Below are 25,098 nucleotides of genomic sequence, written 5' to 3' on the forward strand. Positions count from 1 at the left end.
CCTCTCCCGCGCAGCGGGGGAGGGTCAGGGAGGGGGGCGCCGCAGCCCCCTCACACCACCCGCACCAGCGCGTGCCGCTTCTTGCCCGCGCTCAGCTTGATGACGCCGTCCGCGTTCAGGTCCGCGGTGGTCGCCTTGGCGGCCTCGTCGGCGATGGCGGCGTCGTTCATCTTGGCGCCGGCGCCCTTGATCAGGCGGCGCGCCTCGCCCTTCGACGCGGCGAGGCCGGTGGAGACCAGCAGGTCGACCACGGGCAGCCCGGCCTCAAGCTCCGCGCGCGCCACGTCGATGCTCGGCAGGCCCTCGGCGGCGGCCCCCTGCTCGAAGGTGCGGCGGGCGGTCTCGGCGGCCTCCGTCGCGGCCTCCTCGCCGTGGGCGAGCTTGGTCACCTCGAAGGCCAGCACCTTCTTGGCCTCGTTGATCTCCGCACCCTGGAGCGATTCCAGCCGCGCCACCTCGTCCATCGGCAGCTCGGTGTAGAGGCGCAGGAAGCGGCCGACGTCCGCGTCCTCCGTGTTGCGCCAGTACTGCCAGAAATCGTAGGCGCTCAGCTTGTCGGCGGTCAGCCACACCGCGCCCGCCGCGGTCTTGCCCATCTTGGCGCCCGAGGAGGTCGTCAGCAGCGGCGTGGTCAGGCCGAACAGCTCCGCCCCGTCGGTGCGGCGTCCCAGCTCCACGCCGTTGATGATGTTGCCCCACTGGTCGGAGCCGCCCATCTGCAGCACGCATTTCTGGCGGCGGAACAGCTCCACGAAGTCGTAGGCCTGGAGGATCATGTAGTTGAACTCCAGGAACGTCAGCGGCTGCTCGCGGTCGAGCCGCAGCTTGACCGATTCGAAGGTCAGCATGCGGTTGATCGTGAAGTGCCGGCCGACGTCGCGCAGCAGCGGGATGTACTTCAGCTCGTCCAGCCAGTCGCCGTTGTTGACCATCACCGCGTCGGTCGGGCCATCGCCAAAGGTCAGGTAGCGGCCGAAGATGCGCTTGATGCCCGCCATGTTGGCGTTGATGACCTCGTCGGTCAGCAGCTGCCGCGCCTCGTCCTTGCCCGACGGGTCGCCGATCTTGGTGGTGCCGCCGCCCATCAGCACGATGGGCTTGTGGCCGGTCTTCTGCAGCCAGCGCAGCATCATGATCGGCAGCAGGCTGCCCACATGCAGGCTGTCCGCCGTGCAGTCGAAGCCGATATACGCGATGATCGGCCCCCTCGCCGCGCGCTCGTCGAGCCCGGCAAGGTCGGTGCACTGGTGGATGAAGCCGCGTTCCTGCAGCGTGCGAAGGAAATCCGATGTGAGCGTCGTCATGGCCGCGATCCGGCTGTCGTGATAAGGTCGAAGGTCGCGTCTGTTAGCATGGAACGGCCGGCCCCACAATTCTCCGGGGCCGCTTTTAGGCAAGGAAGCGGGTGGGAATGCAGACGGTTGTCGGGCTGATGAGCGGCACCTCCATGGACGGAATTGACGCGGCGCTGGTCCGCACCGACGGCGAGACGCGGGCGGAACCGCTGGCCTTCGTCACCATTCCCTACGAGGACGCCTTCCGCGGCGCCCTGCGCTCCTGCCTTGGCGGCAAGGGGCCGGCGGAGGCGCCAGTGGAGGAGGTGGAGCGCGCCCTGACCGACGCCCATGCCGACGCGGTCCGCCGCCTGCTGGAGGAGGCCGGCGTGGCGGCCGACGCGGTCGACCTGATCGGCTTCCACGGCCACACGATCTTCCACGCCCCGGACCAGCGGCGCACCTGGCAGATCGGCGACGGCGCCCGGCTTGCGCGGGCCACGGGGATCGCCGTGGTCAACGACTTCCGCACCGCCGACGTCGAGGCCGGCGGGCAGGGGGCCCCTCTGGTGCCGCTGTTCCACCGCGCGCTGGCCGACGCCTTGCCGCGCCCGCTCGCCGTGCTGAACATCGGCGGCGTGGCGAACGTCACCTGGATCGGGAATGGCGACGACGAGGTCATCGCCTGCGACACCGGGCCGGGCAACGCGCTGGTGGACGACTGGATCCTGAACCGGAACGGCGCGCGCTATGATGCCGGTGGCTCCCTTGCCGCCTCCGGCCGCGTGGACGAGGCCGCGCTGGCGGCACTGCTCGCCCACCCCTATTTCGACCAGCCCACGCCCAAGTCGCTCGACCGCGACGCCTTCGATCCGTCGCCCGTGCACGGCCTGTCGCCTGAGGATGGGGCCGCGACGCTGACCGCCTTCACCGCGGCGTCCGTCGCCCGCATCGTGCCGCACCTGCCGCAGGCGCCGCTGCGCTGGCTCGTCTGCGGCGGCGGGCGCCACAACGCCACGCTGATGGGCATGCTCGCCGACCGCCTCGGCGTGCCGGTCGATCCGGTGGAGGCGGTCGCATGGAACGGCGATGCGCTGGAGGCGGAGGCCTTCGCCTATCTGGCCGTGCGCAGCCGCAAGGGCCTGCCGCTCAGCCTGCCCACCACCACCGGCGCGCCCCGGCCAATGACCGGCGGGCGTTTTCACCCGGTGGCATAATCCTGCAAATTCCGTAGGTTGGGTGGAGCGAAGCGAAACCCAACAGCGTCGGCGGTGCGGCGTTTGTTGGGTTGCGCCTGCGGCTCCACCCAACCTACGGCGTCACGGCTGCGTCCGGCTGTTGTCGGTGCAGTTGTCGGCGCGCTTGCACCAGTTGCCGAAGCTGCGGGCGACCTGCTCCGACGAGCAGGCGGACAGCAGCAGGGCGGCCACGCCGCCGGCGAGAACGACGCGCAGGAAGGCCCTCATGTCGGTCACTCCGCCACAGCCGCGATCGGGTTGCCGAGCGCGCGGTCCAGGTAGTCGTCCACCTGCACGGCGAGGTCGTCGCTGCGGTTGGCGAAGAAGTGGTTGGCGCCGGGCACCACGCGGTGGTCGATGCGGATGTCCTTCTGGTGCGACAGCTTGGTCACCAGCTTGTTCACCGCCGCCTGCGGCACCAGCTCGTCCCGGTCGCCGTTGATGATCAGGCCCGAGGACGGGCAGGGCGCCAGGAAGGAGAAGTCGAACAGGTTCGCCGGCGGCGAGACGGAGACGAACCCGTCGATCTCCGGCCGGCGCATCAGAAGCTGCATGCCGATCCAGGCCCCGAAGGACACGCCGGCGATCCAGCACACCGGGGCGTTGGGGTTGTAGGTCTGCAGCCAGTCCAGCGCCGCCGCCGCGTCGGCCAGTTCCCCCTCGCCCTTGTCGTAGGTGCCCTGGCTGCGGCCCACGCCCCGGAAGTTGAAGCGCAGGGCCGAATAGCCGCGCTTCGTGAAGGACTGGAACAGGGTGAAGACCACCTTGTTGTTCATCGTCCCATTGTGATGCGGGTGCGGGTGAAGCAGCAGGGCGATCGGCGCGTTCGGGGCCGTGCCGTGGGTGTAGCGGCCTTCCAGCCGACCGGCCGGACCGTTGATCATCACTTCAGGCATGGGGGCGACGATCCTGACGCGAACAAAGGTTGATCCGGACCACCGGCGCGCCGGATTCCGGACGGCCCGGCAAGCGGACGTGGTTGCCCATGGACATCCCTGGAATTTTCGAACACAATTCTTGACCGTTTTGCTTGGTCATCATATATGCGTCGACAGGTCCATCAGGGCAACACGCGCGCCCGGCCAGGCACGGGTCGAAGGTTCTTGCGAAAGACTGTGTCTCCCGGCAAGAGGGCGGACTATACCACGGCGGGTGTTCTCGTGTTCAAGCATCTTCGCGAAGAGATCGACGGTATTATGGCGCGCGACCCCGCGGCGCGTTCGCGGGTCGAGGTCGCGCTGTGCTACCCGGGTCTCCACGCGATCGTCCTGCACCGCATCGCGCATTATTGCTGGCAACGCGGCTGGCGATTGGTCGGGCGGGTGGTGTCGCAGATCTCCCGCTCCCTGACCGGGATCGAAATCCACCCCGGTGCGACCATCGGTCGCCGCTTCTTCATCGATCACGGCATGGGCGTCGTCATCGGCGAGACGGCGGAGATCGGCGACGACGTCATGCTGTACCATGGGGTGACGCTGGGCGGCACGTCGCTGAACCCCGGCAAGCGCCATCCGACGCTGGGCGACGGCGTGATCGTCGGCGCCGGGGCCAAGGTGCTGGGCGCCATCACGATCGGGCAGGGCGCGCGCGTCGGGGCCAACGCGGTGGTGGTCGCGGACGTGGCGCCGGGGATCGCCGTCGTCGGCATCCCGGCCAAGGCCGTCGCCCCGCGCGACCGCGCGGACACGCAGAAGTTCATGCCCTACGGCACGCCGTGCGGCGACATCCCCGACCCCGTCGCGCGCGCGCTCAACGGGCTGCTCGACCAGGTGTCGGGCCTGCGCCAGCGGGTCGAGGAGCTGGAAGCGGAACGGGCGGCCACGCCGCACGACGTGCCCGCCGGGGCCAATGGCGGCTCCCGCGCCGACGCGCGCGAGGCGGTCCGGTAAGTGATGCCAACCATTCATAATCGCCAGACCTGGTCCGAACCCGCACAAGGGAGCGTCCGGCAACGGACAAGCCCTTGGCGGCCGGACCGGGATCAAGGAAGGGTAAGGAGAGACAGATGAGGCTCAGCACCAAGGGACGCTATGCCGTCATGGCCATGGTCGATCTCGCCGCCACCAGCCAGGGAAGCCCCGTCGCCCTTGCCGACATCGCGGAGCGGCAGGAAATCTCGCTCTCCTACCTGGAGCAGCTGTTCGCCAAGCTGCGCAAGGGCGGGCTGGTGAAGAGCGTGCGCGGCCCCGGCGGCGGCTACCTGCTGGCCCACCCGGCCGGCGCCACGCGCGTGTCGGACATCATCCTGGCGGTGGACGAGCCGATCCGGACGACCCGCTGCGCCAACGGCACGCCGCAGGGCTGCCGGACCAACCGCTCGCGCTGCCTGACCCACGACCTGTGGGAGGAACTGGGCAACCAGATCCACATGTATCTCAGCTCCGTGACCGTCGCCGACGTGGTGGAGCGCCGCATCATCGGCACCAGCAGCCTGACCATCCGCAGCCCGCAGGCCGACGAGGGCGCGGCGGTGGCAGCCGAATGATCCGGCGCCATTCGAGCCGGCTGGCCTGACATCGGATCGTTCCCTTGGTAACCCGCGTCTATCTCGACCACAACGCGTCGGCGCCCCTGAAGCCGGCGGTGAAGGCGGCGATGGTCCAGGCCCTGGACCTCGTCGGCAACCCGTCGTCGGTGCACGGCTTCGGCCGTGCGGTCCGCCGCGCGGTCGAGGACGCGCGCGCGCTGGTGGCCGCCCTGGCCGGCGTCCGCCCCGCGCAGGTCTTCTTCACCGGCAGCGGGACGGAGGCCAACAACCTGGCGCTCCGCGGCTTTCCCGGCCGGCGCGTCGTGGTGTCGGCCATCGAGCATGAGTCCGTCCTGGCGATCGCGCCCGACACCCCGCGCATCCCCGTGGACCGCGACGGCGTGGCCGACCTGGACGCGCTGGAACGCCTGTTGGCGGCGGGGGAGGGGCCGGCGCTCGTCTCCCTGATGCTCGCCAACAACGAGACGGGTGTGATCCAGCCGGTCGCGCAGGCGGCGGCCATCGCCCACGCCCACGGCGCGCTGCTGCACTGCGACGCGGTCCAGGCGGCCGGCCGGCTGCCGCTGGACCTGTCCGCGCTCGGGGCCGACCTGCTGACCATCTCCGCGCACAAGATCGGCGGTCCCGCCGGGGCCGGCGCGCTGGTCATCGCCGAGGGGCTGGAGCCGGAGGCACTGATCCGCGGCGGCGGCCAGGAGAAGCGCCGCCGCGCCGGGACGGAGAACGTCGTCGGGCTGGTCGGCTTCGGCGCCGCCGCGCGGCTGGCGCTGGAGGAGCTTCCCGACGCGGACCGCCTGACCGGCCTGCGCGACGCGCTGGAGGTGCAGGTGCGCGACGCCGTGCCGGAGGCGCTGGTGATGGGCGCCGCCGCGCCGCGGGTCGGCAACACCAGCTGCCTTCTCCTGCCCGGCGTGCCGGGCGAGACGCAGGTGATGGCGCTCGATCTGGCCGGGGTGGCGGTCAGCGCCGGCTCCGCCTGCTCCAGCGGCAAGGTGAAGCCCTCCCACGTCCTGGCCGCGATGGGCCAGGGGGCGGAGGACTTGCCTGTGGACTGGGCGGCCTCGGCCATCCGGGTCAGCCTGGGCTGGGACAGCGACGCGGCGGCGGTGGACCGCTTCGTCGCCGCCTACGCGGCCATGGCGCAGCGGCGCCGACGCGCGCCGGCCGCGTGACCACACACCATTCCGACGTTGCGCCGCGCGGCGCTTCTGGGTATGACGCGGCCGGATGCACGGCGATTCGCCGGTCCTGCGGCCTTTTGGTTCAGCGCTTCGACGGACGGCAGACATGACCACTTCCGACTCCGGCCCGCCCCGGTTCCCGGCGGGGAACGGCATCGCGGGCGCCATCGACGGCGACCTGGAGCCGTGCTGGCAGTGCGGACGGTCGGTCGCGGCGCGCGCCTTCTTCTGCCATTCCTGCGGTGCGGTGCAGCCGCCGCGCCCGTTGGACCATTTCACCCGCTTGGGCCTGGAGGCGCGCTTCGACATCGACCTGGAAACGCTGGCGCGCCAGCACGCCGGCTTCTCCCGCTCCCTGGATCCGGACCGCTTCGCGGCGCGCGGCGCGCGCCAGCAGGCGAACGCCCGCGCCCAGTCCGACGCGCTGACGGAGGCCTTCGAGACGCTGCGCGACCCGGTGCGCCGCGCGCGCTACCTGCTCGCCCTGACCGGTGCCACGCCGCCCCCCGGCTTGGAAGCCGCCGCTGACGAGGTCGCGGAGGACGAGGAGGTCGCCGCGTTGGCGCGGCAGCTCGACGCGGCGCAGGACGTCGCCGCCGTGGATCGGCTGGCCGCCGAGGTCGGGCAGCGCATCGAGTCCTGCATCAAGTATCTTGCCATCGCCTTCCGCAACGGGCAGACCGACAACGCCGTGCGCATCCTCGCGCGGCTGGAGCGGCTGGAGGCCCTGTGCGCCGACGCCCGCCGCCGGCGGGCGGGGCTGGCCCCGAACACACCGTAACGACCGAACCTTTTACCGACGCGATCACAACGACGCCTTTTTCAGGGCCTTTTTCCAGGAGAGTACCCCGATGCCCAAGATGACCTTCATCGAGCCGAACGGCACCCGCCACGAGGTGGACGCGCCGCTCGGCTTGTCCGTGCTGGAGATCGCGCACAAGAACAGCCTGGACCTGGAGGGCGCCTGCGAGGGTTCGCTCGCCTGCTCGACCTGCCACATCATCGTGGAGCCGGAGTGGTTCGACGTGCTGAACGAGGCGTCGGAGGACGAGGAGGACATGCTCGACCTCGCCTTCGGCCTGACCAAGACCTCGCGCCTGGGCTGCCAGATCATCATGAGCGAGGAGCTGGACGGCCTGACCGTGCGCCTGCCCGGCGGCTCCAACAACGCCATGCGGGGCTGAGCGAAGTCTCAGCGCTGTTTGGGATTCACCACCAAGGCACCAAGACACCAAGGGTCCATCCCGCGCCGGGTGCGGGGATTCTTGGTGACTTGGTGCCTTGGTGGTGAAAATTTTTTCGGACCAGCCCATATAGGGCGCCATGAATTCCCTCGGCATTTCCAAGCGTCCCCAGGACACCCGCGTGGTCGTCGCCATGTCCGGCGGCGTGGATTCCTCCGTCACCGCGGCCGTGCTGCGGGAGGAGGGCTACGACGTCGTCGGCATCACGCTGCAGCTCTACGACCACGGCATCGCGTTGCAGAAGCCGGGCGCCTGCTGCGCCGGCCAGGACATCTACGACGCCCGCCAAGTCGCCGACCGCATCGGCATCCCGCACTATGTGCTGGATTACGAGGGGAAATTCTCCCAGGACGTGATCGACGACTTCGCCGACAGCTACCTGCGCGGCGAGACGCCGATCCCCTGCGTGCGCTGCAACCAGCGGGTCAAGTTCCGCGACCTGCTGAACACCGCGCGCGACCTGGGCGCCGATGCGCTGGCGACCGGCCATTACGTCCGCCGCGTCCAGGGGCAGGGCGGGGCGGAACTGCACCGCGCCATCGACCCCGGCCGCGACCAGAGCTACTTCCTGTTCGCCACGACGCGCGACCAGTTGGACTTCCTGCGCTTCCCGCTCGGCGGCCTGACCAAGCCGGAAACCCGCGCCCTGGCCGAACGCCACGGGCTGGAGGTGGCGGCGAAGCCCGACAGCCAGGACATCTGCTTCGTCCCCAACGGCTCCTACGCCGACGTGGTGGCGAAGCTGCGCCCCGGCTCCGTGGAGCCCGGCGACATCGTCCATGTGGACGGCCGCGTCCTGGGCCGCCACCGCGGCGTGGTCCACTACACGGTCGGCCAGCGCAAGGGCCTGGGCATCGGCGGCATCCGGGGCGAGGAGGAGCCGCTGTTCGTCGTGCGGCTGGAGCCCGCCCAGCGCCGCGTCGTCGTCGGCCCGCGCCGCGACCTGGCGCGCAGCGTGGTGACCGTGCGCGAGGTGAACTGGCTCGGCCCCGACCTCGCCCCCGGCGACGGGGTGGAGGTGGAGGTGAAGCTCCGCTCCGCTCAGCCCCCCGCCGCGGCGACCTGGCGCCTCGGCCCGGACGGCACCGCGCAGGCCGAACTGCACGAGCCGCAACACGGCGTCGCCCCCGGCCAGGCCTGCGTCGTCTACCAGGGCGACCGGGTGCTGGGCGGCGGCTGGATCGCCGGCACGGCGGCCTGACGCAGGCCCCCTCAAAAAAGTGAAAATTCGGCGTTGACACCCCGATCCCGCTGGAATACATAAGCGGCCCCGGCACGAACCGAGACGGACCAAACCGAAACGATCCGCGCCGGACCATGATGGCCAAGGTCATGATGGTAACCACGATGGCAGCGTAGCTCAGTGGTAGAGCAGGGGAATCATAATCCCTTGGTCGGGGGTTCAAATCCCTCCGCTGCTACCATCACGAACCCCCTGGTTTCCTTACGGAGGCCGGGGGGTTTTGTTTTTGGGCCTCTTGCTCCCCGAGTACCCGCTCGCCAAGGCGCTCGCGCGTCGGTACCCTGGGCGGGAGCCATGCCAACTTGAGAGTGCCGCTGACGTCTATCCCAACTCCCGTTCCAACTGGTGAGCGATCTAGCCGTCCTGGGTCGGATCGTTAAAGAGGTGGTAATCCAAGTTTGCGACCGCTTTCTGCTCAGCTCGGCCGGCGAGACAAATGGTCCACCTCCACGAGTTGTGTTGTGCCGAGGTTTCTAGTGACATCCGATTTGCGGGTGCTTTTCATAAAATGCCGTCTCCAATAGCGTCTTGGCACCAAGCTGGGTCAATTTCTTCCTCAGTCTCAAAAGCCAAGCTCATAGCGCCTAAACCGTTGACGCCTATAGAAAAAGATCTATTTTTCGTTTCCCGTAGGCTGTAGAGGTAAGCCGGCGGGTGCTCTGGACGCTAGGCATCTAGCCACACACGTTGTTACACTGAACCAACATGGTGCCTGCTAGGTGGGCCTAGCAGCACGGTAGGGCGAGGAAGGTAATATGACGACTAAGCTTGAGGCGTTGATCGAGCAAGCGCGCTCTGTGCGCATGACATTGCGCGATAAGGAAGAGCAGCGCCGAAGCTTTGCCTATGGCAATACCCGCATAGAAAATCAGTATATCACGCGGGAGACTATTGATATCCAGGCTGAGCGCCTCAAGAAAATGGCGTAAATGGCTTGTGAGAACTGAGGGCGGGCGCGAGCCCGCCCAAAATTTTCTAGGGTGCACACATGACGGACGAGTCTGGTAAGCAGAGGCATAGTGTTGCGGACGAAGCTTATCTTATTCAGGACGAAAAGGCGCGTGCTGAAGCTGAAGCTCTAAATGGGCTTCGTCAGTTTGATGCAGCGGTACAGCTTATCGAGTCTCATCTGGACCCAGAGCATCCCAACCGCATCAATCCTGAGCGCCCTTTTAAGCTCCGTGTATCCCACATTTTGAGCCTACACCGAATAGCGCTTGATGGAATACATGCGTATGCTGGAAATTTTCGCCCTGCTGGGGTAGCTATATCTGGGAGCAAGCATGAGCCAATCGGCGCTCACATTGTACCTGATATGGTTGAGGAGTTGTGCGATTATGTGAATGATAATTGGAAAGAGAAAAGCCCTATTCATTTAGCCGCTTATGTTATGTGGCGCCTTAACTGGATTCATCCGTTTTCTGATGGAAATGGAAGAACATCCCGCGTCCTTTCATATGTTGTCTTGTGCTTGAGAGCCGCAGAGCGGTTTCCAGGCGACAATACAATTCCGGAACAAATCGAGAAGGACCGTCAGCCTTATTTTGATGCCTTGGACGCTGCAGACGCTGCTTATAAAGATGGGCATATCGACGTGGCAAAAATGGAAGAGCTTCTGGACTATCTGCTTTCCGAACAGTTGCTTAGTGCGCTGCATAAAGCTCGTGGTGCAGACGGCCAGTCGTAAGCGCGTTGATGCCGTATGTCTCGAGGGTTGCTCAAATTGGGCAGCCATTTATGGGTTGCGCTATATGGTTCATACCATCATCCGCAGCGACGCGTGGCCCAACAGCTTCTGAACGCACGCTGGCTGAAGCCCCATTTCGATCCAGAGGCTGACCGCCGTGTGGCGGAGGGTGTGGGAGCTGAAGTGGGGCTTGATGTCTTCCGTGATCAGGCCAGCCGAGGCCATGAGTGGCTTCCATCAGAGGCCGCCGAGATTGGTGTGCGACTAGACGGTTCCGATCCCGGCGGGGAGCATAAAATACAGTTCGGACACCAGAGCGTGGGCCAGCAACACCTGTAAAGTCTTGACAGTCTCCGAGCCGATCGAATCTGCGTCCGCTTCGCTCAGACTGTAAATTTGACGGTAGGACTGCATTTGCGATCGCCCTCCGCTGCTACAATCACGACCCCTTGGTTTTCCTACGGAGATCAAGGGGGGAGGTCTTTTGGCCGCGGTGCTGCGGCGGCCGTGGGTGCGGACCGCGGCACGCGGACGGCGCCGCCGTTCCGGACCTTCTCCCGCTCCCCCTCTTTGTGACAAAGTCCAGCTGGCGTTTGCGGGCTTTCGGGCCCCGGGCACGGAGGAGAGGGGCATGAAGGACTTTTCCGACCTCAGCGAGCGGGAGCTGATGGCGCTGGCCATCGCGCTCGAGGAGGAGGACAGCCGCATCTACGACGAGTTCGCCGAAGGCCTGCGCGAGAACTATCCCGACACGGCGAAGGTCTTCGCCGCCATGGCGGAGGAGGAGAACGGGCACCGGCACCGGCTGCTCGACCTGTTCCGCACCCGCTTCGGCAACCACATCCCGCTGATCCGCCGGCAGGACGTGCGCGGCTTCGTGGAGCGCAAGCCGGTGTGGCTGTCGCGGCCGCTGGGGCTCGACACCGTGCGCAAGCAGGCCGAGCTGATGGAGGCGGAGACCAAGCGCTTCTACATCCGCGCCGCGCGCCAGTCGCAGGACGTCGCCATCCGCCAGCTGCTGGGCGACCTTGCGGCGGAGGAGCGGCGGCACGAGGCGACCGCGGAGCGGCTGGAGGCGAAATACGTGCCCGAGGGGGTGCGCGAGAAGGAGCATGACGCCGAGCGCCGGCTGTTCCTCCTCCAGATCGTCCAGCCGGGGCTGGCCGGGCTGATGGACGGGTCGGTCTCCACCCTCGCCCCGCTGTTCGCGGCGGCCTTCGCCACCCATTCCACCAGCGAGACCTTCCTGGTCGGCCTGGCGGCGGCGGTCGGCGCCGGCATCTCCATGGGCTTCGCGGAGGCCTTGTCCGACAACGGCTCGCTCACTGGGCGCGGCAGCCCGTGGCTGCGCGGCGCCGTCTGCGGGCTGATGACCACGCTCGGCGGCATCGGCCACACGCTGCCCTACCTAATCCCCGATTTCTGGACCGCTACCGCGGTCGCCATCGCCGTTGTCCTGGCGGAGCTGGCGGTCATCGCCTGGATCCGCAACCGCTACATGGACACGCCGCTGCTGTCCGCCGCCTTCCAGGTGGTCGTCGGCGGCCTGCTGGTGTTCGGAACCGGCATCCTGATCGGGAGTTCCTGACAGCAGTTCCTGATTGCGGGGCCTCGCGTCCCGATTGGGCGGGAGGTCGCGGGCGTGATCAAGGCGGTGAGGCATCTGCGGCTGCGGCCGGCCCTGTCCACGGGGCTGGCGGTGATCGTCGTCGTCGTCGTCGCGATGGCGCAGTGGTTCCGCTGGACGACGGCGCTGCTCGTCGGCTGGGACGTCGGGCTGGTCGTCTACGCGGCCCTGGTCCTGGCCTTCTTCAGCCGCGCGACCGTCGCCTCCATGAAGGACCGCGCGCGGCTGCTCGACCGCGGCAAGTGGGTGGACCTGACCGTCGCCATGCTGGCGTCCCTGGCGTCGCTGGCCGCCATCGTGGCGGAGATGGTCGCGACGAAGGGAACGCCGACCGCCCCCTTCAGCGCGGCGCTGGCCGGCGTCACGGTTCTGCTGTCCTGGGCCTTCGTGCAGGTCTTCTTCGCCCAGCAATACGCGCACGACTACTGGCTCCAGGGGCGCGGGCTCGACTTTCCCGGCAACGACGCGCCGACCTATTCGGAATTCCTCTATTTCAGCTTCACCGTCGGCATGACCGCGCAGGTCTCCGACGTGACCACCCGCTCGGCGCCGATGCGCCGGCTGGTCCTGCTGCACGGGCTGCTGTCCTTCGTCTTCAACACGGCGGTGATCGCGCTCGGCGTCAACCTCGCCGCAGGCTTGGCGGGGTAGGAGGCCGCCAGCCGCGCCGATGCCGCATATCCGACCGTCGGGGCGGGGGATGGCACAAGCCGGGCGGTCCGGTGTTGACGTCAATGCCCCCGGCAAACTGTGGGTATTGCCTGGGTAACTGGCCGGGGCGTTGGAGGCGGTTTTGTTGAATCCCTTGATCACGGCCACCGCCGGCTGGTCCGCGGCGGTCGAGGAACGGGCCAAGCGCCTGTTGCGCTACCAGGTGGGGACCGATGGGCACGGATCCCCGGTGACGGTGCAGACGATGCTGGCGCGCTGCGGCTACGACCCGGTGGCGAGCGCCCGCTTCCTGATGACCATCCCGCCGCTGACGGCGGTGCGCGAGCTGACCAAGACGGTTGCCCGCTTCCGCATCGACGGGGAGCCCAGCCCCGACCCGGCGGCGACGGCCCGCGCGGCACTGTCCTTCGCCGGGCGTGCGGTGGCGGTGCACGAACTGCACCCGGAACGCCGGTTCGTCGCGGGCGTCGTCGCCTACCTCCTGGGGATTCCGCGCTCCACCCGCTAGCCGACGCGGCGGGGTGCGGCGTGCCGACACACGCCGAAAGCCATATGTCAATCGCCTGTGCGCGCGCGGGTTGCTAAACTGCGCTCCGGTTCGGCATGGGGGGTGCGCGCATGGTGGGCGACAGGTTCGGCGTGACGTTCCGGCTGGGCGCCGGACTCGTCGGCGTGGCCGGCCTGTCGGTCTTCACCACGGTGCTTGCCTTGCAGGCCGCCGGTCTGCTGCCCGCCGGCGCGCTGCCGGACGGCCTGCCGGTGTTGCTGGCCCCGGCCGGGATCGCCGCGACCGTCGGGCTGGGCATCGGGGTGATGCGGGGCCTCGCCCGCCGCATCGATCTGCTGCGCCGCAGCCTGCGCCACCTGGTCGACGAGGTGGCGGTGACCGTTCCCCTGGAGGACGCCGTCGCTGCCGGGGACGAGGCCGGACGGCGGCAACTGGCCGGCCCCGAAGGCGCGCTCTCCCGCATGGCGCGGGTGATGGACGCCGTGGCGCACGAGGTCCGCCACCGCGAACGGGCGCTGCGCACCAGCGAGGCGCGCTTCCGCGGGCTGATCGAGGGCTCCATCCAGGGCATCCTGATCCACCGGAACTTCAAGCCGCTGTTCGTCAACGACGCCTACGCCCGCATCTTCGGCTTCACCACGGCGGAGGAGGTGCTGGACCTTCCCGACCTCAACATCCTCGTGGCGCCCGAGGAGCAGGGGCGGGCCTGGCGGTCCTACGTCACGCTGATGCAGGGCCGGGTCCCGTCGGGGGTGCAGCGGCTGCGCAACCTGCGGCGCGACGGGCGGACCGTCTGGGTGGAGACGATCGACCGCGTGGTCGACTGGATGGGCGAACCCGCGGTGCAGACCACCGTCGTGGACGTCACCGACCGCGTGAAGGCCGAGGACCAGCTGCTGGAAACCGCGGCCCTGCTGCGCGCCGCCATCGAGGCGATGCCGAGCGGCATCCTGATGCTCGACCAGGAGGAGCGCATCGTCCTCTACAACCGCCGCTTCTGCGAGCTGTGGAACCTGACCCCGGCGGAGATCGACGCCTGTCCGACGATCGAGAGCTTCCTCGTCTACGGGCTGGAGCGCGGCGACTTCCCCGACGCCGACGCGGCCACCTTCGTCGCCGAACGGCTGGAGCGGCTGCGGGCCGGGCTGCCCTACACCTACGAGCGGCGCACCATGCAGGGCCGCGACCTGGAAATCCGCGGGCAGCAGCGGCGCGACGGCGGCTGGGTCATCACGGTCACCGACATCACCGACCGCACCCGCGCGCTGGAGGCGCTGCGCGACAGCGAGGCGCGCTTCCGCGACCTGGTGGAGGGATCGGTCCAGGGCATCGTGGTGATGCGCGACTTCAAGCCGCTGTTCATCAACCACGCCTACGCCGCCATGGCCGGCTACGACGACCCGACGGAGCTGATGGCCGGCTCGCTTCTCCAGCGGCTCGTCCCGCCGGAGGAGTACGGCAACCTGCTGGAATGGAACCGCCTGTTCAGCAGCGGCGCGCTGACCGAGGAGATGCGGCGGCGCACGCGCATGCTGCGGCACGACGGAACGCGCATCTGGGTGGACCTGTGCACCCGCGCCATCGACTGGATGGGCCAGCGGGCGATCCAGCTGATCTGCGTCGACATCACGCCCCAGGTGGAGGCGGAAGCGGCGCTGGCCGCCAAGTCGGCGCAGCTCCAGGCCCTGTTCGAGACCATGCCGACCGGCGTCTGCGTGTTCGACCGCGACGCCCGCGCGGTGCTGCACAACCGCCTGTACCGCGAGCTGTGGGACTATCCGGAGGAGCTGCTGGAGGTCCGGCCGACCCTGCTGGAGCTGATGAGCTTCAACGCGGTGCGCGGCGACTACGCCGAACGCGGCATGAACCGCGACGTGGAGGCGGCGGCGGAGCGGGCGGCCGCGACCATGCGCCGCGGCGAATCGGTCGATCTGGAAACGGTGATCCGCGACGGCATCGTGCTGGGGATTCGCGGCACCGCCATGCCCGACGGCGGCTATGTCTACACCTACGCCGACGTGACGGAGCGCCACCGCGCCGAGGCCGCGCTGCGTCAGGCGAAGGAGCACGCGGAGGAGGCGGCGCGCGCCAAGTCCACCTTCCTCGCGGCCATGAGCCACGAGATCCGCACCCCCATGAACGGCGTGCTCGGCATGCTGGAGGTGCTGGAGCGGACGCCGCTCGCCCCGGACCAGCGCGGCGTGCTGAGCGTGATCCGCGAATCCGCCTCGGCGCTGCTGACCATCATCGACGACATCCTGGACTTCTCGAAGATCGAGGCGGGGCGGCTGCGCCTGGAATCCGTGCCGACGTCCTTGCGCGACATCGCGGAGGGGGTGGTGGACCTGCTGGCGACCCGCGCGCGGGAAAAGCGGCTGGACCTGATCACCAGCGTCGCGGCGGACGCGGCGGAGCCGCGGCTCGGCGACCCGGTGCGGCTGCGCCAGATCATGCTGAACCTCGTCGGCAACGCCATCAAGTTCACCGAACGCGGCCACATCGCCCTGTCGGTGGTCTGCCGGGCCGAGGGGCTGTTGCGCATCACGGTGACCGACACCGGCATCGGCCTGGACGAGGAGCAGCAGGGCCGCCTGTTCCAGCCCTTCACCCAGGCCGACGCCTCGACCACGCGGCGCTTCGGCGGCACCGGACTCGGCCTGTCGATCTGCCGGCGGCTGGTGGAGATGATGGGCGGGACCATCGGCGTCGACTCCCGCCTGGGCGAGGGCTCGACCTTCTGGTTCGAGGTGCCGCTGCCTCTGGCGGGGGACTTGGCGGACAGCGCCGCGCCGCCGTTGCGCGCCGCGGAGCTTGCCGGCCTGCGGGTGCTGGTCGCCGACGACTGCGGCCCGCTGCGCGACGCCTTCGCCGCGGCCCTGTCCGGCGCCGGCGCCCAGGTGGCGGTCGCGGCGGACGCCGCGGGCGGTTTCGACGCGTTGCGCGGGGCCCTGCAGGCCGGCGCGCCCTTCGACGTCGCGGTGGTGGAGCACGACCCCGGGCGGCTGGACGGGCTGGGGCTGGCCGGCGCGCTGGCGCGCATGCCGGGGTTCGGCGAGACGCGGATCGTCATCGCCACCAACCATGATGAGGCCGGGGCCGGCGGGGCGGGCGTCGCCGCGGTGCTGCTGAAGCCGGTGCGCCAGTCCACGCTGCGCGCGGCGGTGGCCCGCGTCGCCGGCCGCCTGACGCCGGAGTCGGACGACAGCCTGCCGGAGGAGATCGGCACGGTCGAACCGCCCACGGTGGAGGAGGCGGAGGCCGCCGGCGCCCTGATCCTGGTGGCGGAGGACAACCCGACCAACCAGGTCGTCATCCGCAAGCAGCTGGAGCAGTTGGGCTTCGCGGCCCTGCTCGTCCCCGACGGCGCGCAGGCCTGGCGGATGCTGCGCGAACGCTCCTTCGGGCTGCTGCTGACCGACTGCCACATGCCGCAGCTCGACGGCTACGAGCTGGCCCAGCGCCTGCGCGCGGAGGAGCGCGACAGCGGCCGGCGCCTGCCGATCATCGCGCTGACCGCCAGCGCCCTGATCGGCGAGGCGGAGCGCTGCTTCGCCGCGGGCATGGACGACTACCTGTCGAAGCCGGTGAACATGCAGACGCTGTCGCGCACGCTCACGCGCTGGCTGCCGCAGGCCCTGCCGCTGCGCCGGCCGTCGCGGGGAAGCGCGCCGAAGCGCGCCGTCGGCATGGACAAGCGCGCGGACTCAGGCAAGGATGGTGGCAAGGATACGGGCGTGTGCGGTCCCGTTGGTGTTGCGGCGATCACGGGCGGTGGAACAGTGGGCGCTGAGGGCTTGGCCATCCTCGACCTGGACCATGTGGCGGCCACCTTCGGCAGCCTGGACGGCGCGCGCGACCTGCTGGGCTTCTTCCTGGAAACGACCGCCCCGATTCTCGACGAGGTGGAGCGCGGGCTCGGCCTCGGCGACGCGGAGGAGGGGCGGCGCGCCGCCCACGCGGCGGCCGGTGCGGCGCGCACCGCCGGGGCGAAGGAGCTGGCCAAACTGTGCTCCGACATCGAGATCCTGGCCGCCAAGGGGCGGGTCGACGCGGCGCGCGAACAGGTCGGCGCGATGCGCGCGGCATTTGGTCGCGTCGAATCCGTCATTCTGACGAAGTTGTAACCGTCCTAAGGTTGCTCCACAAAGCGTCAGGCTTTATCAGTGTTCTACAGATCGTATTTGCGTCTGAACGTTGACGAGAGCCGCCGCCGCGCTGGCTCGTCCGGAGGAGGGCTGCGATGGACAAGAAGGCCGTCGATTACGACCAGTACAGGATCCTCGTCATCGAGGATCAGCCCTTCGTCCGCCGCACCATCATGCAGATCCTGACGCAGATCGGCTTCCGCACCATCGCGGAGGCGGACAACGGCGAGACCGGCATGCAGGAATGCATCCGCTCCAACCCCGACATCATCGTCTGCGACATCGACATGAAGCCGGTCAGCGGCCTGCAGTTCCTGGCCAACCTGCGCGCCAGCGGCGAGGTGGGCAACAACCGCACGCCGGTGGTCTTCCTGACCAACCACACCGAGTCGGAGATCGTGAAGAAGGCGATGGCGCTGGGCGTCAACGGCTTCGTCGTCAAGCCGCCCTCCTTCGGCGCGCTGAAGGAACGCGTCGACCGGCTGCTGGCCGCACGCTGACCCGGCCAGCGGCAGGGGGCCGGCGGCGATGGCCGTGCAGCAGCAACTCGACGCCGTGCTGTCCGCGGTGGGGCAGGGCGTCCTCGTCCTCGATTCCGATTTCCGCGTCGTCCGGCTGAACGCGGCGGGGCACCGGCTGCTCGACATGCCCATGGCGCTGGCGGAGCCGGGCGTGCCGGCGCGCGACCTGGTGTGGCACTGCGCGGAGCGGGGCGACTTCGGCCCCGGCGACCCGGCCGAGCTGACGGCGGAATTCCTGGCCCTGCTGACGCTGCGCGAACCGCAAGCCTTCGAGCACCACCGGCCGGACCGGCGCCTGCTGACCGTGCGGTCGCAGCCGGTGGCGGGCGGCGGCGTCGTCCTGGCCTACAGCGACGAGACCGACTTCCGCCACGCGGTGGACGACCTGCACGCCGCCAACAGCACGCTGGAACGGTCGGTCGGGGACCATGCCCAGACCATCGCCCGCCTGTCGGCGGCGGTGGAGGCGGTGAACGGCCGCGTGGAGGAGGCGGTGCGCGACAAGGCGCGCACGCTGGATCTCGTCAACCACGCCCTGCGCGCCGCCGCCGGGTCGCTGCACGCCCCAGCGCGCGCCCTGCTGGCCGGGCCGCTCGGCCCGGTGGAGCGCGGCCATGTGGGCGACCTGCTGCGCTCGCTCGATTCGCTGCGCCTGATCCTGGACGACCTGGGCGACCTCGTCCGGCTCGAATCGGACGAGATCCGGCTGCTCGACAGCCCCTTCACGGTGGAGACGGTGGTCGGCAGCGCGCTGACCGCTCTGGGGGAGCAGGCGGAGGAGCGGGACATCACCCTGCTGGCGGAGATCGATCCGGCCGTCCCGGCGACCGTGGTCGGCGACGCCGCCTGGCTGCGGCACGTGCTGGTGGAGCTGGTTGGCCGCGCCGTGCGCGACAACCACGCGGTGGACATCACGCTGCGCGTCACCCCCGCCGGCCTGCCCGACGGGCGGCAGGGGCTGCGCTTCGCGGTGGGCGACGCCGGTCCGGACGCGGCGGAGGAGCTGCGCGCCTGGCTGACCCAGGGCGTGCCGCCGCTCGACGGCGCGCTGCGGCGGCAGGGGTGGCGCGGGCTGGGCCTGCACATCTGCCGTCGCCTCGTCGGGCTGATGGGCGGCGAGATCGGGGAGGAGCCGGGTCCCGATGGCACCCGCGTCCTCTGGTGCACGGCGGCGCTCCCCGCGCTGGCGGAGGAGCCCGCGGCGGTGGCGGAGCGGCCGCCGCTGACCATCCTGGTGGTCGAGGACAACCCGGTGAACCAGCGCGTGAACGCCTGGCTGCTGCGCAAGGACGGCCACCGCGTCGCCGTGGTCGGCGACGGGCGGGAGGCGGTGGACCTCGCCGCCCGGGGCGGTTTCGACGCCGTGCTGATGGACCTCGACATCCCCGGCCTGGACGGCATCGCGGCGACACGGGCGATCCGGGCGCTGCCGGCGCCGCAAGGGGCGGTGCCGATCATCGCCATCACCTCCAGCGCCCTGCCGGACGACATCGAGCGCTGCCGGGCGGCCGGCATGGACGACCACCTGCCGAAGCCGGTGAACCCCGCGGCGCTTGCCCGCGTGCTGGACCGGCTGACCGGCCCGGCGTCCGGCGCCGCCGCGGCGGGGGACGGGGCCGGCGGTGCGGCCGGCGACGGCACTGACGGTATGGAGGGCGGCTTCGACGGCGGCGTGCTGGGCGCGCTGGAGGCGGTCATCGGCCGCGGCAAGGTCCTGGAACTGGTCGGCGACTTCCTGGCCCACGCGCGGGACGTGGAGGGTCAGCTCGCCATGGCCCGCGACCTGATGGACCCGACCATCTTCGGCGCGGTGACCGGCGAGTTGAAGACCATGGCCGGCACGGTCGGGCTGACCGGCGTCTATCAGAGCGCCGTGGCGCTGGAACGCGCCGTGCGCAACGGCGACGAGGAGGCGATCGACGCCCAGGCCGCGCTTCTCGCCCGGCAGATGGCGGCGGGCGTGGAACGGCTGCGGGGGCAATGGGCACAGTGATGGGGGCGCAGTGATGGGGGGCGCTGTGATGGGGGCCGCTGTGAGCAAGGAAAGGATGCTGTTTCCGCTGGCGCTGGCGCCGTGCCTGCTGCTGGCCGCCTGCTCGGGCGAGCCGTCCGAATCGGACATGCGCACCCTGGTCGAGGCTCACACCCGCAAGGCGCTGGAGGCCAAGGGCCCCCCCGGCTTCCGCCAGTTCGACGAGTTCCGCAAGCAGGGCTGCGTGGACGCGAAGGCCAAGTCCACGGGTGCAACGGCTGGCGGGGCGCAGTACGACTGCTACTACGCCGCCACTTTCACACCCCAGCCCGGGCGACCGCCGCTCACCGTGAACGGCAAGGGCCGCTTCACGCGCACCGACAAGGGCCTGCTGTTCGAGGATCTGGGCGCGCAGCCAAGATGATGGGCCGAAATGACCGGCGGGCATCGTCCATGAAGACAATGGGAAGTCGTCGGTTCGCCGGAAAGCGAAACGGCCGGTCATGACCCAAGTCATGAACCGGCCGCGTCCGATGGTGGAAGGGGCTGGATTTGAACCAGCGTACGCTTACGCGGGCAGATTTACAGTCTGCTGCCTTTAACCACTCGGCCACCCTTCCGCTTCATCTCGACGCGGACATCGGAGCCCCGCCGTTCGGTAGGTCCAGGGGGCCTCCGTCGTGCGGGTGGCGATTACTAGCGGGTGGCGCGGCGGCGGTCAAGCTGCTTTGTGCACGGTTCGCCGGCGAAGTGCAGGCGCTGCTAAACCGCCTCGCGCCAGGACTGCTCCGGGCCGGCGACCGGCGGCAGGCCGGGGACGGGGCAGGGGCGTTCCCGCGGCAGGGCCAGCATGTTGATGGACGCGATGCCGGGGAAGGCGTCGACGGTGCTGCCCGCGGCGTTGGCCGGGTCGAACAGCGGCACGATGTGCCACCACAGGCGATAGCCGAAGCCCTGGATCAGCGCGATCAGCCCCGGCGAGCGGTCCGCCCGGTCGTTCTCCACATAGATCGCCGGGCGGCAGCGGGCGATGGTGCGGGCCGCCCCTTCCAGCGCCGCGGCCTCCATGCCCTCCACGTCGGCCTTCAACAGCGCCAGCCGGTCGAGGCCCAGGCCGTCGATGGTCTCCAGCGGCACCATCTCCCCGTCCAGGCCGCCGACACCGACGCCGCCGAAGTTGCCGGGGCTGGCGTAGTCCGGCACCGGGATGCCGACGGTGCCCGGCCGGTCGCCCACCGCGGCGTTGTGCAGCACCACGTTGCTCAGGCCGTTGGCGCGCAGGTTGTGGGCCAGCAGGTCGAACACCACGCGCTGCGGCTCGAAGGCGTGGACGAGGCCGGACGGGCCGACGGTGCGCGCCAGGGGCACGGTGTGGCTGCCGACGTTCGATCCCGCCTCCACCACCACGTCGCCGGGCGTCAGGACGCTGGCGGCCACCCGGTGCTCCGCCTCCGACCATTCGCCGTAGAGGCCGAGCGAGCGGCCGACGTAGCCGTCCAAAAGGAAGAAGCGCATCAGCCCGTGCCGGCAGGGCCGCTCCGCGATCACGGGGCCGCCGGGCTCGGCCGGAAGGCGCACGACCTCCGCCGGGACGGCGATCCGCGTCCGGTCGGGGGAGTCGCCGGCGACGATCTGCGCCTGGATCACCTTGGCGCCGACATGCGGCTCCCCGGCATCTTCCACCGTGGACGGAAAGGGCAGGCCGGCGCCGGGATGGACGCTGTCGTGCACCAGCACCCGGCCCTGGATGCGCGGCCACAGCCAGTCCGCCAGGAAGCGCTGGTCCTGCCATCGGTCGGCGTCGACGCGCGCCGCGGCGTCGACGGCGGGCCCGATCGGCGGCAGCAGGCCGGCCACGCCGCCCCACATCCCCGCCAGCACCAGGTCGGTGTGCCGGACATGGTCGCGCATGACGTGGAAGGGCAGGCCGGAGGCGATCCAGGCGTCCACCGCCGCCTTTTCCCGCGCGGTCGGGCGGGAATCCACGTCGCGGCAGAGGAAGCGGTCGACCGTGGGGTCGTCGGCGGCCAGGAAGCGCCAGAACAGCCCCTGCACCGGCCCGGACCCCGCGGGCATCGCCACCAGCTCGGCGCCGAGCGCCGCCAACTCCTCGCGCAGCGGCTGCGGCACGGAATCGTCGTGGTAGATGCGGCAGGTCCAGCCAGGGTAGCGGAGCGGCACCTCCCGCGCGTTGGCCAGCGCGCCCTGGCGGTAGATGTCCTTCGTGCCCCACAGGCTGAAAGCGACGACGTTGCGGGTCCGCGCGGCGCGCCCGCTCGGCTCGGCGGGCAAAGGAGGGAAGGCGTCGTGCGCCGCCGCGGCCCGGCGCTGCTTCACCGCCAGCGCGTCCGCCGACCACAGCGCGGCCTCCGCCGGGTCGCGGATTTCCAGCGCCAGCACCAGCGCGTCGCGCACGCCGGCATGGTCGGGGTCGAGGCGCGCGGCGCGGCGGAGCATGCCCAGCGCCTCCTCGGTGCGGCCGGCCTTGGTCAGGGCGATGCCCAGGTTGTGCAGGATGAAGGCGTCGCCGGGGTCCAGCGCCGCCGCCCGCCCGTACCCCTCCACCGCCGTCCCGAACCGGCCGGAATCGAGCTGCGCGGTGGCGAGCAGGAAGCGCAGCTCGGCGCTGTCCGGGCGCAGCCGGATGGCGCGGCGGGCGTCGGCCAGCGCCGCGGCGTGGCGGTTGCGGACCAGCGCCCCCTCCGCGCGCTGCTGGAGCAGCAGGACGAGGCGACCGGCGCTGTCCTCCCGTTCCGGCGCCAGGGCGCAGGCGTGGTCCAGCGCGGCGATGGCGGTGTCGGCGTCTTCGCCATGGTGCATGGCAAGCGCGAGCAGGTCCCAGGCGTCGGCGGAGTCCGGGGCCAGCGCCAGGACGGGGCGCAGGGCCGCCACCACCCCGGCCCAGTCCTCCAGCGCGGCCAGAGCCTTCGCGCGGTCGAACCGGTAGGCGGGGATGCCGCCGGCCGTGCGGATGGCGCGGGCGAAGAGGTCAAGCGAGTCGGCGCAGCGCCCCGTCTGGCAGAACAGCACCCCGGTCAGGTGCAGGGTCGGCGCGTGGTCCGGGGCCACCTCCAGGATGCGCCCGTAGATCGTCTCCGCCTCCGCCAGGCGGCCGGACGCGTGATGGTCGATGGCGATGGAGAGCGCCTCGTCGATGGTCGCCATGGTGACCTCTTTGGGGGACCTTGCGGGCGGCGAGTGTAGCAAAGGCGGACGCGATTACACGCGTCCGTTACGCCGCGCCCAATGCCTCCGGTCAGCGACCATCCCGGTCAGCGGCCCTTCAGGCCCTCCTCGGCCCGGACGGCGCGGGCGAGCGCGCTCAGCGGGTCGCCCTCCTCGCCGCCGAAGCAGGCCTCGAAATCCTCGCACACCTCGCAGTTCGGCGACTTGCACAGCAGCAGCCCCTCGCGTTCGCAGAGCGAGCGGTAGAAGAACTTCTTCCACTTCATGTCGGCGCTGTTGCGCTCGACCAGGGCGGGGAAGTGGCGGCGGAACATGGCGTTCAGCTCCCGCCGGCTGGCGAAGCCCATGTCCTGCCAGAGGTGGTTCGGCTCCAGGGACCGGCGGGCGACGATGGCCGCCAGCCAGACCTCCTCCTCGGCATCGCTGGCGCGGTGGTCGAGCAGGAAGGCGCGCAGGTCCTCCTCCTCGATGGCGTCCTCGCCGGTGTCGCCTCCGGTGTCGGCGGGCAGGCCGGACAGAAGCGGCGCGTGGTCCGGCGCGTGGCGCGCGACCAGCGCCGCCAGCGCGTCCCGCCCCAGCCCGAGCGCGTGGGTGAGCGGGCGAACCGGCTCCAGCGCGGCGAGGCCGAGGATGCGGCCGAACAGCAGGCGGTCCAACTCTTCGCCGGACAGCGTATCGAGCGGCGGTTCAAGCGTACCGGACTCCCCAACAATCATGGTGTCGGTCATGATCGGCGCGCTCCCCTGCGTGGGTGGTGGGAACGAAGGTCATAGGACCAAGCCATCATCGTGAACCAATTTTCCGCACCTGCGAAGGGGTTTTTGCGGCCGGCCGGTGGCGTTCTATCTTGTCCCGGATGTGCCTTCACCGATGAACCGTGCTACGGTTGCAGAGCATGAGTGCCGAACCCAACTTTCGCGAAGTCCGCCCGAGCGAGCGGCGCGACCTGCTGGCCCTCGTGGCGCGGGTCGACTCCGAAACCGACTTCCTGATGCGGGAGCTTGGCGAGCAGCCGCTGTGGGCGCGCGACCTTGCGGGCTTCCTGGCGACCGGCAACTCGACGATCCTCGTGGCGGAGGCCGGCGGCGCGCCGGTCGGCTTCCTCAGCGCCCACGGCGGGCGGTTCCGGCGCAACCGGGGCGTGGCGACGCTGGCCGTCGGAGTCCTGCGGGAGTGGAGCGGGCGCGGCGTTGCCACCGGCCTGTTCCGCGCGGCCGAGGACTGGGCGCGGGGCGCCGGCCTGCACCGGCTGGAGCTGACGGTGGCGGAGACGAACCCGCGGGCCCGCGCGCTCTACGACCGGCTGGGGTTCCAGGACGAGGGGCCGATGCGCGACACGCTGCGCGTCAAGGGCGCCTGGCGGAGCGAGCGGCTGATGGGAAAGTTCATCGGCGCCGACGCGGCGATGCCCGACTGGCCGCCCCTGGCCCTGGACGCCCTGCCGCCGGCACCGCTGGACGGGCTGGAGATCCGCCGGGCCGAGCCGGCCGACGCCGCGGCCTATTTCGCTTACGACCGCGCGGTGCGCGGCGAGACCCATTTCCTGATGCGCACCGCCGACGAGAGCCTTGCCGACGTCGCCGCGGCGCGCCGCTTCCTGGCCGAGCAGCGGATCGGCGACCGCAGCGCCACGCTGGTCGCGGCGGTGGACGGGGGCATTGCCGGGACGGTGTCCCTGTGGACAGGCGTCTACGCGCGCGCCGCGCACGAGGCCGGGCTGGGGCTCGCCGTGCGGCGGGAATACTGGGCGAGCGGGATCGGCGGCCGGCTGATGGAGGCCGCGGAGGCCTGGGTGCGGGCGCGCGGGCTGCACCGGCTGGCGCTCTGGGTCTTCGCCCACAACACGCGCGCCCGCGCCTTCTACCGCGCCCAGGGCTTCGAGGAGGAAGCGACCGCCCGCCGCTACGCACTGATCGACGGGCGGTACGCGGACCAGGTGCTGATGGCGAAGCTGTACCGGTATGATTGATCGGGAAGGCGTGGCGCCTCCCCTCGGCGCTCCCCCTCTCCACCGTCATCCCAGCGAAGGCTGGGATCCAGGAAACTCCGCCGTTAAGCGGCTGATGTGCCCTGGATTCCCGCCTTCGCGGGAATGACGGTTGAAAAAGGCAC

Annotated in this window: 23 protein-coding genes and 2 tRNA genes; 18 read left to right on the forward strand and 7 right to left on the reverse strand. The window is 70.2% G+C overall.

The annotated features are described in order from the left end of the window. Nucleotides 1-50 precede the first annotated feature (50 nt). On the reverse strand, nt 51-1,304 hold the full coding sequence (gene tyrS / locus J2851_RS19740) for a tyrosine--tRNA ligase (protein ID WP_209768227.1): 1,254 nt from the start codon (nt 1,302-1,304) through the stop codon (nt 51-53). Nucleotides 1,305-1,411: 107 nt separating this feature from the next. On the opposite strand from tyrS, the gene J2851_RS19745 reads away from it, so the two are divergent. Then, nucleotides 1,412-2,491, forward strand: coding sequence for an anhydro-N-acetylmuramic acid kinase (locus J2851_RS19745; RefSeq protein WP_209768229.1), 1,080 nt, complete (start codon nt 1,412-1,414; stop codon nt 2,489-2,491). A gap of 102 nt (nt 2,492-2,593) precedes the next feature. Here the strand turns inward: J2851_RS19745 and J2851_RS19750 are convergent, their stop codons facing one another. Beyond that, entirely contained in the window at nt 2,594-2,740 is a 147-nt protein-coding gene (locus J2851_RS19750; protein ID WP_209768231.1) for a hypothetical protein, read from the reverse strand. Between the two features lie 5 nt (nt 2,741-2,745). Continuing rightward, entirely contained in the window at nt 2,746-3,408 is a 663-nt protein-coding gene (locus tag J2851_RS19755) for an alpha/beta hydrolase (protein ID WP_209768233.1), read from the reverse strand. 264 nt (nt 3,409-3,672) lie between these two features. Between J2851_RS19755 and cysE the strand changes: the two genes are divergently transcribed. The 9 genes from cysE to J2851_RS19800 all read left to right on the forward strand — a co-directional run bounded on the left by cysE (nt 3,673) and on the right by J2851_RS19800 (nt 10,355). Beyond that, entirely contained in the window at nt 3,673-4,401 is a 729-nt protein-coding gene (gene cysE / locus J2851_RS19760) for a serine O-acetyltransferase (RefSeq protein WP_307419899.1), read from the forward strand. A gap of 116 nt (nt 4,402-4,517) precedes the next feature. Beyond that, nucleotides 4,518-4,997 (forward strand): Rrf2 family transcriptional regulator, encoded by a 480-nt coding sequence (locus J2851_RS19765; RefSeq protein ID WP_209768237.1) that lies wholly within the window; start codon nt 4,518-4,520, stop codon nt 4,995-4,997. A 44-nt stretch (nt 4,998-5,041) separates the two neighbouring features. Continuing rightward, nucleotides 5,042-6,172 carry a cysteine desulfurase family protein gene (locus J2851_RS19770; protein ID WP_209768238.1) on the forward strand — a complete coding sequence of 377 codons (1,131 nt, stop codon included), beginning with the start codon at nt 5,042-5,044 and terminating at the stop codon, nt 6,170-6,172. Between the two features lie 115 nt (nt 6,173-6,287). Next, nucleotides 6,288-6,962: a Fe-S protein assembly co-chaperone HscB gene (gene hscB / locus J2851_RS19775; RefSeq protein ID WP_209768241.1), complete on the forward strand. Its 675-nt coding sequence runs from the start codon at nt 6,288-6,290 to the stop codon at nt 6,960-6,962. Between the two features lie 70 nt (nt 6,963-7,032). Continuing rightward, nucleotides 7,033-7,365 (forward strand): ferredoxin family 2Fe-2S iron-sulfur cluster binding protein, encoded by a 333-nt coding sequence (locus tag J2851_RS19780; protein WP_209768244.1) that lies wholly within the window; start codon nt 7,033-7,035, stop codon nt 7,363-7,365. 139 nt (nt 7,366-7,504) lie between these two features. Beyond that, a complete protein-coding gene (gene mnmA, locus J2851_RS19785; protein WP_209768246.1) occupies nt 7,505-8,626 on the forward strand; it encodes a tRNA 2-thiouridine(34) synthase MnmA in 1,122 nt (373 codons plus the stop codon). A 148-nt stretch (nt 8,627-8,774) separates the two neighbouring features. Beyond that, nucleotides 8,775-8,849 (forward strand) — tRNA-Met (locus tag J2851_RS19790). Between the two features lie 574 nt (nt 8,850-9,423). After that, nucleotides 9,424-9,597, forward strand: coding sequence for a hypothetical protein (locus tag J2851_RS19795; RefSeq protein WP_209768247.1), 174 nt, complete (start codon nt 9,424-9,426; stop codon nt 9,595-9,597). A 59-nt stretch (nt 9,598-9,656) separates the two neighbouring features. After that, nucleotides 9,657-10,355: a Fic family protein gene (locus tag J2851_RS19800; RefSeq protein ID WP_209768249.1), complete on the forward strand. Its 699-nt coding sequence runs from the start codon at nt 9,657-9,659 to the stop codon at nt 10,353-10,355. Between the two features lie 69 nt (nt 10,356-10,424). Here the strand turns inward: J2851_RS19800 and J2851_RS36730 are convergent, their stop codons facing one another. Continuing rightward, nucleotides 10,425-10,580: a tyrosine-type recombinase/integrase gene (locus tag J2851_RS36730; RefSeq protein ID WP_209768251.1), complete on the reverse strand. Its 156-nt coding sequence runs from the start codon at nt 10,578-10,580 to the stop codon at nt 10,425-10,427. 406 nt (nt 10,581-10,986) lie between these two features. On the opposite strand from J2851_RS36730, the gene mbfA reads away from it, so the two are divergent. The 7 genes from mbfA to J2851_RS19840 all read left to right on the forward strand — a co-directional run bounded on the left by mbfA (nt 10,987) and on the right by J2851_RS19840 (nt 20,224). Beyond that, entirely contained in the window at nt 10,987-11,943 is a 957-nt protein-coding gene (gene mbfA / locus J2851_RS19810) for an iron exporter MbfA (RefSeq protein ID WP_209768254.1), read from the forward strand. A 54-nt stretch (nt 11,944-11,997) separates the two neighbouring features. After that, on the forward strand, nt 11,998-12,633 hold the full coding sequence (locus J2851_RS19815) for a DUF1345 domain-containing protein (RefSeq protein ID WP_209768257.1): 636 nt from the start codon (nt 11,998-12,000) through the stop codon (nt 12,631-12,633). 145 nt (nt 12,634-12,778) lie between these two features. Further along, the gene (locus J2851_RS19820) at nt 12,779-13,162 is read left to right on the forward strand and encodes a hypothetical protein (RefSeq protein ID WP_209768260.1); all 384 of its coding nucleotides are present in this window, start codon (nt 12,779-12,781) and stop codon (nt 13,160-13,162) included. A gap of 110 nt (nt 13,163-13,272) precedes the next feature. Next, on the forward strand, nt 13,273-17,286 hold the full coding sequence (locus J2851_RS19825; protein ID WP_209768263.1) for a PAS domain-containing hybrid sensor histidine kinase/response regulator: 4,014 nt from the start codon (nt 13,273-13,275) through the stop codon (nt 17,284-17,286). Nucleotides 17,287-17,402: 116 nt separating this feature from the next. Then, nucleotides 17,403-17,807 (forward strand): response regulator, encoded by a 405-nt coding sequence (locus J2851_RS19830; protein WP_209768265.1) that lies wholly within the window; start codon nt 17,403-17,405, stop codon nt 17,805-17,807. Nucleotides 17,808-17,835: 28 nt separating this feature from the next. After that, on the forward strand, nt 17,836-19,821 hold the full coding sequence (locus J2851_RS19835) for a PAS-domain containing protein (RefSeq protein WP_209768267.1): 1,986 nt from the start codon (nt 17,836-17,838) through the stop codon (nt 19,819-19,821). A 55-nt stretch (nt 19,822-19,876) separates the two neighbouring features. Beyond that, nucleotides 19,877-20,224, forward strand: a complete 348-nt coding sequence (locus tag J2851_RS19840) for a hypothetical protein (protein WP_246500786.1) — start codon at nt 19,877-19,879, stop codon at nt 20,222-20,224. 110 nt (nt 20,225-20,334) lie between these two features. Here the strand turns inward: J2851_RS19840 and J2851_RS19845 are convergent. The 3 genes from J2851_RS19845 to J2851_RS19855 all read right to left on the reverse strand — a co-directional run bounded on the left by J2851_RS19845 (nt 20,335) and on the right by J2851_RS19855 (nt 23,714). Beyond that, nucleotides 20,335-20,420 (reverse strand) — tRNA-Tyr (locus tag J2851_RS19845). A gap of 142 nt (nt 20,421-20,562) precedes the next feature. Then, nucleotides 20,563-22,965 carry an FkbM family methyltransferase gene (locus J2851_RS19850; RefSeq protein WP_209768273.1) on the reverse strand — a complete coding sequence of 801 codons (2,403 nt, stop codon included), beginning with the start codon at nt 22,963-22,965 and terminating at the stop codon, nt 20,563-20,565. A 107-nt stretch (nt 22,966-23,072) separates the two neighbouring features. Next, nucleotides 23,073-23,714 (reverse strand): nitrogen fixation protein NifQ, encoded by a 642-nt coding sequence (locus J2851_RS19855; protein WP_246500787.1) that lies wholly within the window; start codon nt 23,712-23,714, stop codon nt 23,073-23,075. Between the two features lie 167 nt (nt 23,715-23,881). Here J2851_RS19855 and J2851_RS19860 point away from each other — a divergent pair, with 167 nt between their 5' ends. Continuing rightward, nucleotides 23,882-24,955 (forward strand): GNAT family N-acetyltransferase, encoded by a 1,074-nt coding sequence (locus tag J2851_RS19860; RefSeq protein ID WP_209768276.1) that lies wholly within the window; start codon nt 23,882-23,884, stop codon nt 24,953-24,955. Nucleotides 24,956-25,098 lie beyond the last annotated feature (143 nt).

The sequence above is a fragment of the Azospirillum rugosum genome (genome assembly GCF_017876155.1).
Taxonomy (GTDB): Bacteria; Pseudomonadota; Alphaproteobacteria; order Azospirillales; family Azospirillaceae; genus Azospirillum; species Azospirillum rugosum.

Excerpts from the sequence above, each read along its gene's own strand:
- tyrS (WP_209768227.1), bottom strand. The coding sequence starts at position 1,304 with ATGACGACGCTCACATCGGATTTCCTTCGCACGCTGCAGGAACGCGGC.
- J2851_RS19745 (WP_209768229.1), top strand. The coding sequence starts at position 1,412 with ATGCAGACGGTTGTCGGGCTGATGAGCGGCACCTCCATGGACGGAATT.
- J2851_RS19750 (WP_209768231.1), bottom strand. The coding sequence starts at position 2,740 with ATGAGGGCCTTCCTGCGCGTCGTTCTCGCCGGCGGCGTGGCCGCCCTG.
- J2851_RS19755 (WP_209768233.1), bottom strand. The coding sequence starts at position 3,408 with ATGCCTGAAGTGATGATCAACGGTCCGGCCGGTCGGCTGGAAGGCCGC.
- J2851_RS19765 (WP_209768237.1), top strand. The coding sequence starts at position 4,518 with ATGAGGCTCAGCACCAAGGGACGCTATGCCGTCATGGCCATGGTCGAT.
- hscB (WP_209768241.1), top strand. The coding sequence starts at position 6,288 with ATGACCACTTCCGACTCCGGCCCGCCCCGGTTCCCGGCGGGGAACGGC.
- J2851_RS19780 (WP_209768244.1), top strand. The coding sequence starts at position 7,033 with ATGCCCAAGATGACCTTCATCGAGCCGAACGGCACCCGCCACGAGGTG.
- mnmA (WP_209768246.1), top strand. The coding sequence starts at position 7,505 with ATGAATTCCCTCGGCATTTCCAAGCGTCCCCAGGACACCCGCGTGGTC.
- J2851_RS19795 (WP_209768247.1), top strand. The coding sequence starts at position 9,424 with ATGACGACTAAGCTTGAGGCGTTGATCGAGCAAGCGCGCTCTGTGCGC.
- J2851_RS19800 (WP_209768249.1), top strand. The coding sequence starts at position 9,657 with ATGACGGACGAGTCTGGTAAGCAGAGGCATAGTGTTGCGGACGAAGCT.
- J2851_RS36730 (WP_209768251.1), bottom strand. The coding sequence starts at position 10,580 with ATGGCCTCGGCTGGCCTGATCACGGAAGACATCAAGCCCCACTTCAGC.
- mbfA (WP_209768254.1), top strand. The coding sequence starts at position 10,987 with ATGAAGGACTTTTCCGACCTCAGCGAGCGGGAGCTGATGGCGCTGGCC.
- J2851_RS19825 (WP_209768263.1), top strand. The coding sequence starts at position 13,273 with ATGGTGGGCGACAGGTTCGGCGTGACGTTCCGGCTGGGCGCCGGACTC.
- J2851_RS19830 (WP_209768265.1), top strand. The coding sequence starts at position 17,403 with ATGGACAAGAAGGCCGTCGATTACGACCAGTACAGGATCCTCGTCATC.
- J2851_RS19835 (WP_209768267.1), top strand. The coding sequence starts at position 17,836 with ATGGCCGTGCAGCAGCAACTCGACGCCGTGCTGTCCGCGGTGGGGCAG.
- J2851_RS19840 (WP_246500786.1), top strand. The coding sequence starts at position 19,877 with ATGCTGTTTCCGCTGGCGCTGGCGCCGTGCCTGCTGCTGGCCGCCTGC.
- J2851_RS19850 (WP_209768273.1), bottom strand. The coding sequence starts at position 22,965 with ATGGCGACCATCGACGAGGCGCTCTCCATCGCCATCGACCATCACGCG.
- J2851_RS19855 (WP_246500787.1), bottom strand. The coding sequence starts at position 23,714 with ATGACCGACACCATGATTGTTGGGGAGTCCGGTACGCTTGAACCGCCG.
- J2851_RS19860 (WP_209768276.1), top strand. The coding sequence starts at position 23,882 with ATGAGTGCCGAACCCAACTTTCGCGAAGTCCGCCCGAGCGAGCGGCGC.